Genomic DNA, 15646 nt, shown 5'->3' with positions numbered 1-15646 from the left:
CGCCCCGCGGAGCCGACGCCGCGGGTCTTCCCACCGCACACCACGAACCTGAAGGAGACACCGGACATGACCCGCCAAGGCCCCGCACCGGCAGCACGCCGTCGGCACCGAGGGAGTGCGCGATGAGGGTTCTGCTGCTCGGAGCCAACGGATTCCTCGGCCGCTTCGTCGCCGACCGGCTGCTCGCCGACCCCGCCGTGCACCTCACGGCACTCGGACGCGGCGACGACGCCGACGTGCGCTTCGACCTCGCCGGCGGCAGCCCCGGAGCGCTCACCCGCTTCCTGGACGCCGTCCACCCCGGGGTCGTGGTGAACTGCGCGGGCGCCACCCGCGGCGGCGCCCGCGACCTCACCCGGCACAACACCGTCGCCGTGGCCACCGTCTGCGAGGCCATGCGCCGCAGCGGCTGCAGCGCGCGGCTCGTCCAGGTCGGCTGCGCCTCGGAGTACGGGCCCTCGCAGCCCGGTTCGTCCACCGCAGAGGACGCGGTGCCGCGTCCCGGCGGCCCGTACGGGGTGAGCAAGCTCGCCGCCACGGAACTGGTCCTCGGCTCCGGCCTGGACGCGGTCGTGCTCAGGGTCTTCTCCCCGGTGGGGCCCGGGACCCCGGCGGGTTCCCCGCTCGGCCGGCTCGCCGAGACGATGCGCCGCGCCATGCAGACGGGAGACCCCGAGCTCAAGCTCGCCGGCCTCGGGGTGCAGCGCGACTTCGTCGACGTACGGGATGTGGCGCGTGCCGTCCACGCGGCTTCCCTCTCCGCCGCCCAGGGCGTCGTGAACATCGGTACGGGCAGGGCCGTTCGCCTGCGTGACGCGGCCGCGGTCCTCGCCCGGGTCGCCGGATACGCGGGCGCCCTCCACGAGCTCGACGCGCCACCGGCCCGGCTCCCCATCGGTGCCCCCCGCGCCTCCGCCGAGTCGGCGGTGGAGCACCTCGCGGGCCCTCCCACCCCGTCCCCGTATCCCGACGGCTGCGGTGCCTGGCAGCAGGCCGACGTGCGCACCGCCCGGGACCGGCTCGGCTGGCGGCCCCGGATCAACCTGGAGGAGTCGCTCGCCGACATCTGGATGGAGGCGGCGTGCCGCATCTGACCAGTACCGGCGCCGGCACGCGGACGGACGGGGCGCAGCATCTCGGGGTGGGGGTGCCGGGGTACGCCCACCCGCTGCTCGCTCCCGTCGAGTGGGCCGGGCTCAGCAGGCCCGGCACACCGCTGCACTGGGCGGTCCTCAACATCGACAACGGGCCGGGTGCCCGGCCCGACCCGCACTGCCTGGAGGCGGCCGGCCGGCTGCGCAACGCCCGCGAGCGCGCCCTCCACTCGGAGGACCCGGAGGACACGGTCCGGGCCTCCGGGGGCAGGCTGCTCGGCCACATCGACCTGGCCTTCGGGGGCCGGCCCTTCGGTGAGCTGGTGGCCGACGCCCAGGCGTACCTGGACTGGTACCGCGTCGGGGGCTTCTACCTGGACCGCTGTCCGGCCGGGCGTGACAGCCTCCCGGCCGTCCGCCGGCTGACCAGTACCCTCAGTGCGCTCCTCGGCGACAGCGACTGCGCGGGGGAGGGCGGCGGCCTGCTGGTCCTGGGCCACGACACCCACCCGTACCCGGGCTATGCCGAGGCCGCCGACCAGCTGGTCACCTTCCGCGGCCCCTGGACGGACTACCGCTGGTCCCAGGTGGCCGAGTGGACCGCCGGTTACGCACCGGGCCGCTTCGCGCACCTCGTCCACGGCGTCCCGCGCACCCACCTGGAGGAGGCCATGCGGATCGCCCGCTGGCACGGCGCCGGGACGATCTTCTTCACCGACCGGGACGGCACAGCGGGGCAAACCGACCCATTCGCGGCGCTGCCCAGCTACTGGGACGAATTCGTCTCGCGGATCGGACCCGGTATCTCGGAATGAGGAGGGGCGTGGCAGTGTTACGGGAGAACAACCGTACGTAGATGAAGTACGTAGAAACCGACCACCTGCATTGTTGAGGTTCCTGTGTCGCTGCCACCCCTGGTCGAGCCGGCTGCCGAGCTCACCGTCGATGAGGTCCGCAGGTACTCCCGCCACCTGATCATCCCGGATGTCGGGATGGACGGACAGAAGCGGCTGAAGAACGCGAAGGTGCTCTGCGTCGGCGCCGGCGGCCTCGGCTCGCCGGCCCTGATGTACCTGGCCGCGGCCGGTGTCGGCACGCTCGGCATCGTGGAGTTCGACGAGGTCGACGAGTCGAACCTGCAGCGCCAGATCATCCACAGTCAGGCCGACATCGGTAAGTCCAAGGCCCAGTCGGCAAAGGAGACCGTCCAGGGGATCAACCCCCTGGTCGACGTCATCCTTCACGAGGAGCGGCTCGAAGCCGAGAACGTGAAGGAGATCTTCGCCCAGTACGACCTGATCGTGGACGGCACGGACAACTTCGCCACCCGCTATCTGGTCAACGACGCCGCGGTGCTGCTGAACAAGCCGTACGTCTGGGGCTCGATCTACCGCTTCGACGGCCAGGCGTCCGTCTTCTGGTCCGAGCACGGTCCCTGCTACCGCTGCCTCTACCCGGAGCCGCCCCCGCCCGGCATGGTCCCGTCCTGCGCCGAGGGCGGCGTCCTGGGCGTGCTCTGCGCGTCCGTCGGCTCCATCCAGGTCAACGAGGCCATCAAGCTGCTCGCCGGCATCGGCGACCCGCTGGTCGGCCGTCTGATGATCTACGACGCCCTGGAGATGCAGTACCGCCAGGTCAAGGTCCGTAAGGACCCCGACTGCGCGGTCTGTGGCGAGAACCCGACCGTCACCGAGCTCATCGACTACGAGGCCTTCTGCGGCGTCGTGTCCGAGGAGGCCCAGGAGGCGGCGGCCGGTTCCACGATCACTCCCAAGCAGCTCAAGGAGTGGATCGACGGCGACGAGAAGATCGAGATCATCGACGTCCGCGAGCCGAACGAGTACGAGATCGTCTCGATCCCCGGTTCCCGGCTTATCCCGAAGAACGAGTTCCTGATGGGCAACGCCCTCCAGGACCTGCCGCAGGACAGGCGCATCGTCCTGAACTGCAAGACCGGTGTCCGCAGTGCGGAGGTCCTCGCGGTCCTCAAGTCGGCGGGCTTCGCCGACGCGGTGCACGTCGGCGGCGGTGTCATCGGCTGGGTCAACCAGGTCGAGCCCGAGAAGCCGGTCTACTAGACCGTTCACGAAGGGGGCCGGTTCCATCACGGGAACCGGCCCCCTTCGCGTACCCGGCCGTCCGCAGGGCGGTCACTCGCAGACGGTTCCCGACTTCGGGACCTTGCCCGCGAGCAGATACGCGTCGACGGTCCGCTGCACGCAGGTGCTGCCGCCGTTGTACGCCCCGTGGCCCTCGCCCTTGTAGGTGAGCTCGATACCGACGCCCTTGCCGAGCTGCGCCGCCATCGCCTTCGCCCCGGCGTACGGCGTCGCCGGGTCCCCGGTGTTGCCGATGACCAGGATGGGGGCGGAGCCCGGTGCGCTGACGTCCGGTGTGTCCCAGGCGCCCGCCACGGGCCAGCCGGTGCAGGCCATGAGCCCCCAGCCCAGGTAGTCGCCGAAGACGGGGGACGCCTCACGGAAGCGGGGGAGCGCCTTCCTGGTCTGCTCCAGCGTGTAACGCTGCTTGGAGTCGGCGCAGTTGATCGCGGCGTTGGCCGCGTTCGAGTTGTCGTAACGGCCGTCCTCGGAACGGCCGTTCAGCGAGTCGGCGAGCGCGAGCAGCAGCCCGCCGTTACCGGCGTCGGCCTCGTCGAGCCCCTGCTCCAGCAGGGGCCAGGTCTCCTTGGAGTAGAGGGCCGAGGCGATCCCCGTGGTGGCCTGGGTCTCCGTCAGCTCCCGCTCCCCGAGCCCCGGTACGGGCTTCTTCTCCAGCTTCGCCAGCAGGTCCGCGATCCAGTCCTGGACCTCCTGCGAGGTGGCTCCGGGGAGCTTGCAGTCGTCGCGCTCGGCGCAGTCGGCGGTGAAGTTGTCCAGGGCGAGCTGGAAGCCCTCGGCCTGGCCGATCGAGGACTCCAGGGAGTCCTCGGTGGGGTCGACGACCGCGTCCAGGACGGCCCTGCCGACCTTGTCCGGGTACAGGTGCGCGTAGACACCGCCGAGTTCGGTGCCGTACGAGATCCCGAAGTAGTACAGCTTGTCGTCGCCGAGCACCTGGCGCAGCAGGTCCATGTCCCGGGCCGCGTTCGTCGTCCCGACGTAGGGCAGCTGGTCCCCGGAGTTCTCCTCGCAGTCCGCGATGTAGGACTTCTGGTCGTCCACGAACTCCTTCTCCTCCTCGGAGTCGTCCGGGGTGCCGTCCTTCTCGTAGCGGGCGTCGAGCGTCTCGTCGTCCGAGCATTCGACGCCCTCGCTGCGGCCGACCCCGCGCGGGTCGAAGCTGACCAGGTCGTAGCGGGTGCGCAGGGCGTCGTAGTCGGTGCCGAAGGACGGCAGCGTGGCGACGCCGGAGGCGCCCGGTCCGCCGAAGTTGAAGATCAGCGAGCCGATGCGCCGCTCCTGGTTCCTGGCGGCGGCGCGGATGAGTGCGAGTTCGATGGTGCGCCCGCCCGGATCCCCGTAGTCGAGCGGCGCGTCCATGAAGGAGCACTCCCAGGCCGCCCCGCCGGGGAGCGGAGAAGGCGCCGTACCGCTGCCCTGGGCCTCGTTGGGCGCGGGGCAGGGTTTCCAGTCGAGCTTCTGGGAGGCAAGGTCCTCCGGTGTCGCCGTGGGCGACGCCGTGGAGGCGGTCGACGGTGTCGCCGTCCCCCCGTCGTCACCGTCGTCCGAACAGGCCGCCAGCGGCAGCAGCACGGTGGCGGTGGCGAGGAGGGCGGCGGCACGCAGGGCGGGGGAGGTCCTCATGAGCCCATCGTGCTGCGGGGCGCGGGGGAGCGCGCGGGGCGCGGTCCATGCGAGTGGCGCGCCCCGCGCATATGTTCTACAGCTCGCCCTTGCGGGTCAGCTGGTTGAAGCAGATCCATCCGGGCAGCACCGGCAGCCACAGCGTCATCACGCGGTACAGGAGCACCGCGGGTGCCGCGACCTCCTTCGGCAGCCCCACCGCGATCAGACCGAGCGTCAGCGCACCCTCGACCGCGCCCATACCGCCCGGCGTGGGCGCGGCCGAGCCGAGGGCGTTGCCCGCGAGGAAGACCACCGCGATGCTCGCGTAGCTGAGCTGGGGGACGTCGGGGCCGCTGAAGGCGCGGATCGACGCGTCCAGACACATCACGAACAGGCCCGTCAGCAGCAGCATCCCGCCGATGCCGGTGATCAGCTTCTGCGGACGCTGCACCACGTCGAGCATGCGGGGCACCACGCCGGCGAACAGCGACCTCACCCGGGTGACGACGAACTTCCGCATGAAGGGGATCGCCGTCACCACCAGCACCAGCACGGCGACCGTGAGCAGACCGGCGATCACCGTCCTGGACGGGGTGAGCGAATCCGGGGTCTTCTCCGTGCCGGTCAGATAGCCGAACAGCGCCAGCAGCAGGATGTGGGCGCCGAGGCCGAACAGCTGGGAGGCCCCCACACTGGCGACGGCGAGCCCCGGACGTACTCCGGCACGCTGCAGGAAGCGGGTGTTCAGCGCCACACCCCCGACCGCCGCCGGGGCCACGATCTTCACGAACGAGCCGGCCACCTGCGCCAGCACCGTCTTACCGAAGGCCACCCGCTCCGGCACGAAGCCGAGCAGGCTCATCGCGGCGGCGACGTAGCTCAGGGCCGAGAAGCCCAGCGCCGCGGCCACCCAGCCCCACTCCGCCTGCTCCACGACCGTGCCGAAATCGGCCTCGGTGACCTGCGAGATCAGGAAGTAGGCGGCGATCGCGCCCGCGATGAAGCTGAAGAGCGTCCGCGGCTTGATGCGCTCCAGCCGGACCGGCTCCACCGGCGCCTGCGGCCTGATCAGCAGCACCTCACGGCGGATCTGGGCCAGCATGTCCTCCTCGCGGGCCTCTTCCAGGGCGTCGTCCATCGCCCGCTTCTCCGCCTGCTTCTCGGTGCGCAGCGACTTGCGGACCTCCTTGCGGCCGGATTCCGCGGCGGCGTGCTCCTCGGCCTTGGCCTGCTTGGCCGCTTCGGAGGCCTCCAGCACCGCCTCCCGTTCCCGCTGCGAGCGCTCCCGGGCGAGACGGCGAAGCGTCGCCCGGGTCGAACGGCTCAGCGCGATGGGCTGGAGCAGCGGGAGACAGTCGGCGACGGCGTCGGGTCCCAGCACGGCGAGCGCCCCCGCGACCGCACGCTCGGCGCCGACCCGCAGTCCCGTGGTGGTGAGCAGCTGGGCGATGTCCATCCGCAGGATCAGATCGCCGGCCGCGATCTCACCGCCCCGAAGATCGGTCACGAACACCGTGCCGGAACGATCCACCAGGATCGCGTCGCCGGTCAGCCTGCGGTGCGCGATCCGCCGCGACTGGAGGGCCTTCACCTGCCGCCAGGCGCCCCGTACCAGGTCGTCGGTGATCTCCTCGTCCTCCAGCGCGTCGAGCGAGCGCCCGCCGATGTGCTCGTACACGAGCATCACGGCGTCGGGCCCCAGCTCGGAGGTGGCGATCAGCTTCGGGGCGTTGGCCCCCGCGGCGATCGCCGCGTAGGCCAGGAGGGCTTCCTGCTCCAGGGCCTGGCGCAGCGACTGGATCGAGCGGCGCTGGGTGATGCTGCGCAGGGTGAGTCTGCGCCACACCCGGTAGAAGAAGCCCTGGGCCTGCTGCTCACGGTCCACGACCGTGACGTCCAGCGGTGGGCCGTCCTCCAGTGTGACCAGATAGCGCCGGCCCCGGTCGCTCTGGTCGACGGTGTCGTGCGCCTCCTCGGTCCGCATCGCCGCCACCGGACGGAAGCCGACATGGCGCAGACCGGCCATCAGATGCTGACCGGTCGGACGGACGTTCGGCGAGCCGACGGTGTAGAGCGTGCCGTACGCCACGGTCCAGCCGATCAGCACCGTGAGGACGATCGAGAACGGTGTGGTGTAACCGCCGACCAGCATCGCGAAGGCGTCCAGCAGCAGCACCATCCACAGCACGACCCGCCAGCGGGGTCTGCGTGCCATCCCGACCGCCGTCATGTAGGCGATGACGGGAGCGAGGTATCCGTGCACGGGATCGGTGAGCGCGTCACCGGGCTGCGGCTGCGTCAGCGCGTCCCGGATCGTCCCGGGCGCCGACCGCGCGACCCAGAGATCGGTGGCCAGGGTCACCCCGTGGGCGAGCACGGCGGCGAGCACGCCGTCGGCGATGCGCAGCCCGTCCCGCTTGACCAGGCGCTCGATCGCGAAGGCGACCGGCACGAGGAGCACGGCGATGCTCGACACCAGTCCGGCCAGCTTGATCAGCAGGTCCGGGGCCTGGTCGGTCCCCTTGGAGATGTCGTCCTCGAGGCCGGTGGTGGTCCCCTGGGCGAAGGCGGCGACCGCGAGCAGCAGAGCGATCGCGAGGACACCGACGAGCAGCCGCAGCAGGTCCGACGGACGGTGCACCCGGGCGGGCAGCAGCGGCTCGTCCCCCGAGACCCGGTCGGTCAGCCCGTCCTGGGACGAGGCGAGCGTCGACCCGGTCGGATGTCCGTCCGACGGCCCCGAGGCCTCGTCGGAACCCGGGGCACCGGGGTCGCCGGGCGCGTCGCGGCGCGGCTCGGCGTCAGAGGCGTCGGCCGCCTTCGGTGGCTGCACGCCCTGCTCCTTAGCCTCTGAAAAATCTTCGTGGTCTCGTATCACCCGGTCACCGCCCGCATGATGGTGGCACGGCATGCAGACAGAGGGGGGCATCAGGGTGCATTGCGCGGGCGCGATGCGCAACATACGCCGATCCGCCCGCCCGTGCACGGTCTGTGACCGGTCTGACACCGCGGCGGCCCCGTTGTCGGTGGCGTACGGCAGGATGGGGCGGATGAGCCAAGACCGGACGAGCGGCGACCGGGCCGGTGCCGTGCCCGCGATCCCCGTGACCGCCGAGCTGCCCGAGTACGCCGAGCGCGTCCTGGACGTGGCCGATCTCATCCCGCCCGGCCGCGTCATGACGTACGGCGACGTCGCCGAGTGGCTCGGGGACGGCGGACCGAGACAGGTCGGCCGGGTGATGGCCCTCTACGGATCCGCGGTGCCCTGGTGGCGCGTGGTGCGGGCCGACGGAGTGCTGCTGCCCGGCCATGAACAACGCGCGCTCGGCCACTACCGCGAGGAGGGCACCCCGCTGCGCACGGCACCACGTGACGCGGAGGGACACGTCCCGCGCATCGACATGAGGCGCGCCCGGTGGGACGGCGGGACGGGCGGTCCCGGCGAGGAAGCTCACACCTGACAGCTTCCGCCATCGGGCTCCGCCGGGACGGACGCCTTGCCGGTGGCCGAGCCGGGCCACTGCACCCGGGCACGGTGGGACAGCGGCGCCGTGTGACGGGGGACGCGTCCGGAAGCCCCTTCTCCTCACCGCCACTGGCGTAGCGTCGTCCCTGCGCGGCACACTCCGCTCCCTCACTCCATCCGTTCCCGTCACGACCCGTCTCCCGTCAAGGCCGGGCCGTGGTCACCGGGGACCGGCACCATCCGTCACACCCGGGCGGCGGTCACCGGCACGCCGGACCACCGCGCGGACCGAGTACACCCACCAGGACCGGCGATCCACGTGAGCTCCTCCTCCACCACCCGCGACAGCCCGCACCGCCAGACACGGCGGCGGGCCGCGGGCGCGTACCGGCTGGTGCGCACACCACCGGGCTCCGTGGAACCCCCTCTCCTGGACGCACCGCAGCGCGCGGTGGTTGACCACCGCGACGGGCCGCTCCTGGTCCTCGCCGGGCCGGGCACCGGCAAGACCACCACCCTCGTCGAGACCGTGGCCCGGCGGGTGGCCCGGGGCGCCGATCCCGCCCGCATCCTCGTCCTCACCTTCAGCCGCAAGGCGGCGGTCGAACTGCGCGACAGGATGGCGGCCAGGCTCGGCGGCGCCAGGGGCCCGCAGGCCACCACCTTCCACTCGTACTGCTACGCCCTGGTCCGCGCCCACCAGGACGCGGACCTCTTCGCCGACCCGCTGCGTCTGCTCTCCGGACCGGAGCAGGACGTCACCGTGCGCGAGCTCCTCGCCGGGCAGCTCGGCCTGGAGCGCGCCGGACTCGCCCATGTCCGCTGGCCCGACGAGCTGCGCGCCTGCCTGACCACCCGCGGCTTCGCCGACGAGGTCCGCGCCGTGCTGGCGCGCAGCCGGGAGCTGGGCCTGGGCCCGGACTCGCTGGCCGCCTTCGCCCGCCGCACCGGCCGCCCCGACTGGGGCGCCGCCGCCCAGTTCCTCGCCGAGTACCTCGACGTACTGGACGCCCAGGGCGTCCTCGACTACGCCGAGCTGGTCCACAGGGCCGTCCTGCTCGCCGAACGGCCCGAGGTCGCGGCGGTCCTCGCCCGGAGCTACGACGCGGTGCTGGTCGACGAGTACCAGGACACCGACCCCGCCCAGGTACGGCTGCTGCACGCCCTGGCGGGGAACGCGGCCGGCGCGGCGCCCGGGACCGGCGGGGGCAGGACCCTGATCGCCTTCGGAGACCCCGACCAGTCGATCTACGCGTTCCGGGGCGCCGACGTGAACGGCATCCTCGACTTCCCCGACACATTCCGCCGCGCCGACGGCGCCCCCGCACCCGTCGGCGTTCTCACCACCTCCCGCCGCTCCGGCGGGAAACTCCTCGAGGCCACCCGGCTCCTCACCCGCCGGATGCCCCTCACCCGGCTGCCCGCCGACAAGGTCCGGGCCCACCGGGAGCTCTCGGCCGTGCACGGTGGCGGGCACGTCGAGGCGTACACCTACCCGACCCCCTCCGCCGAGCTCGACAACATCGCCGACCTGCTCCGCCGCGCGCATCTGGAGGACGGCGTCGCCTGGCGGGACATGGCGGTCCTCGTACGCGCCGGCGGGCGCTCCCTCCCCGGCGTACGCCGGGCGCTCACCTCCGCCGGCGTCCCCCTGGAGGTCGACGGCGACGACCTCCCGCTGCGGCACGAACCGGCCGTCGTACCGCTGCTCACCGCGCTGCGCGCGGTCGCCACGGCGGCGGCCCCGGGGCCGGCCCTGCCCGGTGCGGGCGGTGCGGGTGGTGAGGATGCCGCGGACGCCCCGGAGCCGGAACAGGCCGAGGAGGACACGGCGGTACGAGGACGGCCCGGCGGTCTCGACACCGAGACCGCGCTCACCCTCCTGACCTCCCCGCTCGGCGCCATGGACGCCGCCGACCTACGCCGTCTCGGCCGGGCCCTGCGCGACGAGGAGCGGGCCGCCGGAAACCGCGTCCCCCCGCCCTCGGGGGAGCTGCTGGCTCGCGCGCTCGCCGAACCCGAGCGGCTCGTCACGCACGACCCGGCGTACGCCCGGGGCGCCCAGCGGCTCGGCGCGCTCCTGCGCAAGGCCCGTGAACTGCTCGAAGGCGGAGGCACCGCCGAGGAAGCGCTGTGGACCCTCTGGAACGGCACCCCCTGGCCCGCCAGGCTGGAGCGGGCCGCACTGCGCGGAGGCGCGGGCGGGCGGAACGCCGACCGTGACCTGGACGCCGTGTGCGCCCTCTTCGACACCGCCGCACGGGCCGAGGAACGCACCGGAGGACGCGGGGCGCTCAACTTCCTGGAGGAGGTCGACGCCCAGGACATCGCCGCCGACACCCTGTCCCGGCGCGCCGTACGCCCCGACGCCGTACGCCTGATGACCGCGCACCGGTCGAAAGGGCTGGAATGGCGGCTCGTGGTCGTCGCGGGCGTGCAGGAGGGCCTCTGGCCCGACCTGCGCCGCCGGGGCTCCCTCCTGGAGGCCGACCGGATCGGCCGGGACGGACTGGCCGAACCGCTCACCCCGGGGGCGCTGCTGGCCGAGGAGCGCCGCCTCTTCTACGTCGCGGCCACCCGCGCCCGCGAGCGTCTCGTCGTCACCGCGGTCAAGGCCCCTGCCGACGACGGCGACCAGCCCTCCCGCTTCCTCACCGAGCTGGGCGCCGAACCACGGGACGTCACCGGACGCCCCCGGCGCCCGCTCGCGCTCGCCCCGCTCGTCGCCGAGCTGCGGGCGACGACCGTCGACCCCGCGGCCTCGGAGGCGCTGCGCGACGCCGCCGCCCGACGGCTCGCCCGGCTCGCGGCGCTCACCGACGACGAGGGGCGGCCCCTGGTCCCGGCCGCCCACCCGCACCGCTGGTGGGGGACGGACGAACCGACCCGCTCCGAGATCCCGCTCCGCGACCGGGACCAGCCCGTCACCCTCTCCGGCAGCGCGCTCGACCAGCTCGCCAACACCTGCGCCCTCCAGTGGTTCCTCGGCCGTGAGGTGAAGGCCGACGCGCCCGCGACGGCCGCGCAGGGCTTCGGCAACGTGGTCCACGTGCTGGCCGACGAGGTGGCCTCCGGACGGACCGCCGCCGACCTGGACGTCCTGATGGAACGGCTCGACTCCGTGTGGGACGGCCTGGTCTTCGACGCCCCCTGGAAGTCGAGGCAGGAGAAGGACCAGGCGCGCGCCGCCCTGGAACGCTTCCTGCAGTGGCACGTCACGGACCGGGCGGGCCGCACCGCCGTCGCGGGCGAACACGGCTTCGACGTCACCCTCGAAGCGGGCGAGTACACCGTGCGCATCCGGGGATCCATGGACCGGGTCGAGAAGGACTCCCAGGGGCGGGCGTACGTCGTCGACTTCAAGACCGGCAAGGCAGCGCCGACCAGGGACGAGGTGGCGGCCCACCCCCAGCTGGCCGTCTACCAGCTCGCCGTCGGCGAAGGCGCCGTCGACGAGGTCTTCGACGGCGAGCGCCCCGGCCTCGGCGGCGCCGAACTCGTACAGCTGCGTCAGCCCGCGCCCAGGAAGGAGGGCGGCGACGCCTTCCCCAAGGTGCAGGCACAGGAACCCCTGTCCGGGGAGTGGGTCCCGGACCTCCTGGCCACCGCGGCGGGACGTGTCCTGGACGAACGCTTCACCCCCTCGACCGGCGCGCACTGCGCCCACTGCTCCTTCAAGGCGTCGTGCAGCGCCCAGCCCGAGGGCCGCCAGATCGTGGAGTGACCGCCGCCCAGGGCGCCGACGCGATGCGGGGGTCCGCCCGGAACCGCGCACCGGCCCGCTCTGTCGGTGCGTCCGGTTAGCCTCGTGGGGTGTCCCCGCGTATCACCGATCCCGAGCAGCTCAAGGAGCTCCTCGGGATCCCCTTCACCCCGGAGCAGACGGCCTGCATCACCGCGCCGCCCGCCCCGCAGGTGATCGTCGCCGGGGCCGGCTCCGGGAAGACCACGGTGATGGCCGCCCGTGTGGTCTGGCTCGTCGGAACCGGACAGGTCGCCCCCGAACAGGTCCTCGGCCTCACCTTCACGAACAAGGCGGCGGGCGAGCTCGCGGAGCGCGTGCGCAAGGCCCTCGTCGCGGCCGGGGTCACCGATCCGGACACCATCGACCCGGACAGCCCGCCGGGCGAGCCCAGCATCTCCACCTACCACGCCTTCGCCGGCCGGCTCCTCACCGACCACGGTCTGCGGATCGGCCTCGAACCCACCACCCGCCTCCTCGCCGACGCCACCCGCTACCAGCTCGCCGCCCGGGTGCTGCGCGAGGCCCCCGGGCCCTACCCGGAACTGACCCGTTCCTTCCCCACACTCGTCAGCGACCTGCTCGCCCTGGACGCCGAACTCGCCGAGCACCTCGTACGGCCCGAACAGCTCGCCGCCCACGACACCGCGCTCCTCGAGGAGCTGGAGACCGCCCGGCTGAGCAACGCCGAGCTCCGCAAGATCCCGGAGGCCTCCCGTGCGAGGCGCGAACTCCTCGACCTGACCCGGCGCTACCGGGACGCCAAGCGCGGCCGGGACCTCCTGGACTTCGGGGACCAGATCGCCCTCTCCGCCGAGCTCGCCCTCACCAGGCCCGAGGTCGGCGCGATCCTGCGCGACACGTACCGGGTGGTCCTCCTCGACGAGTACCAGGACACCTCCGTCGCCCAGCGGCTGCTCCTGTCCGCGCTCTTCGGCGGCGGTGGAGCCGACGGCGCCACGGGCCACGCCGTCACCGCCGTCGGCGACCCCTGCCAGGCGATCTACGGATGGCGCGGCGCCTCCGTCGCCAACCTCGACGACTTCCCCCACCACTTCCCGCACGCCGACGGCACCCCGGCGACCCGCCACGCCCTCAGCGAGAACCGCCGCAGCGGAGGCCGCCTCCTGCATCTCGCCAACGGGCTCGCCGAACCCCTGCGGGCCATGCACGAGGGCGTCGAGGCACTGCGCCCCGCACCCGGCGCCGAGCGCGACGGCATGGTCCGCTGCGCCCTCCTGCGTACCCACGAGGAGGAGATCGAATGGATCGGCGACTCCCTCGCCCACCTCGTACGGACCGGCACACCACCCGGCGAGATCGCCGTCCTGTGCCGGACCGCGGGTGATTTCCCCCGCATCCAGGCCGCACTCGTCGCACGGGACGTCCCCGTGGAGGTCGTCGGCCTGTCCGGGCTGCTGCACCTGCCCGAGGTCGCCGACCTCGTCGCCGTCTGCGAGGTCCTCCAGGACCCGGGGGCCAACGCCTCCCTGGTCCGGCTCCTCACCGGCCCGCGCTGGCGGATCGGACCCCGGGACCTCGCGCTGCTGGGGCGCCGTGCCCGTCTCCTCGTCCACCGCCCCGCCTCAGGCGACGACGCCGACCCGGACCAGCGCCTGGCCGAGGCCGTCGAAGGCGTCGACCCGGCCGAGGTGATCTCGCTCGCCGACGCCCTGGACACCTTCCTGGAGTCCGGCGGCGCCGAGGACGACCGGCTGCCGTTCTCCCCGGAGGCGCGCGTCCGCTTCGCCCGCCTCGCCACCGAGCTCCGCGAGCTCCGCCGCTCACTGGCCGACCCGCTCATGGACGTACTGCACCACGTCCTCGCGACGACCGGCCTCGAAGTGGAACTCTCCGCCTCGCCGCACGCCCTGGCGGCGCGGCGCCGCGAGACACTCGCCAACTTCCTGGACATCGCGGCGGGCTTCGCGGCGGTCGACGGCGAGGCGACACTGCTGGCCTTCCTCGGTTTCCTGCGCACCGCCGCGCACTACGAGAAGGGGCTCGACAACGCCCTGCCCGGCGGCGAGAACACCGTGAAGGTCCTCACCGCCCACAAGTCGAAGGGCCTGGAATGGGACGTCGTCGCCGCCCCGGGGCTCGTCACCGGCCAGTTCCCCAGCACCCGGTCCCGGGAGGCGTGGACCTCGACCTCCCACGTGCTCCCGCACCCCCTGCGGGGCGACGCGGCCACACTCCCCGCCCTCCACCACATCGACGCCAAGGGCCTCACGGCGTTCAAGGCGGAGATGAAGGCACACCAGCACACCGAGGAGCTCCGCCTCGGATACGTCACCTTCACCCGCCCCCGCAGCCTGCTCCTGGGCTCGGGCCACTGGTGGGGCCCCTCCCAGAAGAAGCCGCGCGGCCCGTCGGCCTTCCTCGACGCGCTGTACGACCACTGCGAGGCCGGACACGGCGAGATCGAGGTCTGGGCCGACGAGCCCGGGAAGGACGAGGAGAACCCGGCGCTGCAGAAGAGGGACGCCGATCAGCCCTGGCCGCTCCCGCTCGACGACACCGCCCTGGCCCGCCGCCGGGCCGCCAGGGACACCGTGCTCGCCCACCTGGACGCCCTGGCGGCAGCACCCGGGGCGGACACCTACGGAGCTCCCGCGCCCGCGGGGAGGCCACGGCACGAGGCTGCGCCGGACGAGCCGCCTTTCGAGGAGGAGCCGCCGTACGGGGAGGAGCCCCCCTACGACGAGCCGCCGTACGACGACGAGCTCCCGTACGGGGAAGAACCGTCCCACGAGAGCGAGCGCCCGCTCCCGGTCGCGGGCGCCGCCGGCCCACACGGCGGCCCTCCCCACGCCACGCCCCCCGCAGGCGTCGAGCGGTCACGCGTCGAGCAGCCCGGGCAGCCGCGGCCCCGGCCGCAGGTGCCGGCTGCCCGCGCGCCGGAGGACGCCGGCCTCACCCCCGAGGAGAGCCGCACCCTCGCCTCCTGGGACCGCGACCTCGACGCCCTCGCCGGTGAACTGCGCCGTGCCCGCGCGACCGTGCACGACGTCGTCGTACCCGCGACGCTCTCCGCGACCCAGCTCCTGCACCTCGCGGACGACCCCGACGGCTTCGCGCGGGAGCTCGCCCGCCCCATGCCCCGGCCCCCGCAGCCCGCCGCCCGCCGCGGCACCCGCTTCCACGCCTGGGTGGAATCCCGCTTCAAGGAGCTACCGCTGCCCATGCTGGGGCCGGACGAACTCCCCGGAGGGGACGAGACGGACGCGGACATCGCCGACGAGCGCGACCTCGCCGAACTCAAGGAAGCCTTCGAGCGCACCCCGTACGCCCGGCGCACCCCCTACCGCGTCGAGGCCCCCTTCCAGATCGTCCTCGCGGGCAGGCTGATCCGCGGCAGGATCGACGCCGTCTACCGCACGGGCGACACCTACGAGATCGTCGACTGGAAGACCACCCGGCACCGCACCGCCGACCCCCTCCAGCTCGCCGTCTACCGCCTCGCCTGGGCCGAGCTGCACGGGCTTCCGCCGGAGGAGGTCACCGCGACCTTCCTCTACGTACGCACCGGCGAGACCTCACGCCCCACCGGCCTGCCCGGCCGCCGGGAGCTGGAGCGGCTCCTGCTGGACGAGCCACCTCCGCGGGGCCGATAGGC

At 73.2% G+C, this 15646-nt stretch carries 8 protein-coding genes; 6 read left to right on the top strand and 2 right to left on the bottom strand.

Annotated features, from left to right (window positions below):
- The first annotated feature begins 122 nt into the window (after positions 1 to 122).
- The 3 genes from ACGFNN_RS11300 (at position 123) to moeZ (ending at position 3172) form a co-directional block, all read left to right on the top strand.
- Positions 123 to 1094, top strand: a complete 972-nt coding sequence (locus ACGFNN_RS11300) for an NAD-dependent epimerase/dehydratase (protein ID WP_362555660.1) — start codon at positions 123 to 125, stop codon at positions 1092 to 1094.
- Complete coding sequence (locus ACGFNN_RS11295; RefSeq protein ID WP_393554813.1) at positions 1082 to 1909, top strand: spherulation-specific family 4 protein; 828 nt, start codon at positions 1082 to 1084, stop codon at positions 1907 to 1909. The genes ACGFNN_RS11300 and ACGFNN_RS11295 overlap by 13 nt, the downstream gene beginning before the upstream one ends.
- Positions 1910 to 1993: 84 nt before the next feature.
- On the top strand, positions 1994 to 3172 hold the full coding sequence (gene moeZ, locus ACGFNN_RS11290) for an adenylyltransferase/sulfurtransferase MoeZ (RefSeq protein WP_362555656.1): 1179 nt from the start codon (positions 1994 to 1996) through the stop codon (positions 3170 to 3172).
- Between the two features lie 72 nt (positions 3173 to 3244).
- Here the strand turns inward: moeZ and ACGFNN_RS11285 are convergent, their stop codons facing one another.
- Complete coding sequence (locus tag ACGFNN_RS11285; RefSeq protein WP_393554811.1) at positions 3245 to 4837, bottom strand: alpha/beta hydrolase; 1593 nt, start codon at positions 4835 to 4837, stop codon at positions 3245 to 3247.
- Positions 4838 to 4913: 76 nt separating this feature from the next.
- The gene (locus ACGFNN_RS11280; RefSeq protein ID WP_393554809.1) at positions 4914 to 7652 is read right to left on the bottom strand and encodes a lysylphosphatidylglycerol synthase domain-containing protein; all 2739 of its coding nucleotides are present in this window, start codon (positions 7650 to 7652) and stop codon (positions 4914 to 4916) included.
- A 217-nt stretch (positions 7653 to 7869) separates the two neighbouring features.
- Here ACGFNN_RS11280 and ACGFNN_RS11275 point away from each other — a divergent pair, with 217 nt between their 5' ends.
- From ACGFNN_RS11275 to ACGFNN_RS11265, 3 genes are all read left to right on the top strand, one after another.
- The gene (locus tag ACGFNN_RS11275; RefSeq protein ID WP_393554807.1) at positions 7870 to 8280 is read left to right on the top strand and encodes an MGMT family protein; all 411 of its coding nucleotides are present in this window, start codon (positions 7870 to 7872) and stop codon (positions 8278 to 8280) included.
- A 324-nt stretch (positions 8281 to 8604) separates the two neighbouring features.
- Positions 8605 to 12009: an ATP-dependent helicase gene (locus tag ACGFNN_RS11270; RefSeq protein ID WP_393554805.1), complete on the top strand. Its 3405-nt coding sequence runs from the start codon at positions 8605 to 8607 to the stop codon at positions 12007 to 12009.
- Positions 12010 to 12098: 89 nt separating this feature from the next.
- Entirely contained in the window at positions 12099 to 15644 is a 3546-nt protein-coding gene (locus ACGFNN_RS11265; RefSeq protein ID WP_393554804.1) for a UvrD-helicase domain-containing protein, read from the top strand.
- Positions 15645 to 15646 lie beyond the last annotated feature (2 nt).

It is taken from the genome of Streptomyces sp. NPDC048590 (assembly GCF_043199535.1).
Taxonomy (GTDB): domain Bacteria; phylum Actinomycetota; class Actinomycetes; order Streptomycetales; family Streptomycetaceae; genus Streptomyces.
The sequence above is the reverse complement of the archived record's forward strand: the minus strand, read 5'-3'. Positions and strand labels throughout refer to the sequence as shown.

Coding starts and splice junctions, on each gene's coding strand:
- ACGFNN_RS11300 (WP_362555660.1), top strand. CDS start 123: ATGAGGGTTCTGCTGCTCGGAGCCAACGGATTCCTCGGCCGCTTCGTC.
- ACGFNN_RS11275 (WP_393554807.1), top strand. CDS start 7,870: ATGAGCCAAGACCGGACGAGCGGCGACCGGGCCGGTGCCGTGCCCGCG.
- ACGFNN_RS11285 (WP_393554811.1), bottom strand. CDS start 4,837: ATGAGGACCTCCCCCGCCCTGCGTGCCGCCGCCCTCCTCGCCACCGCC.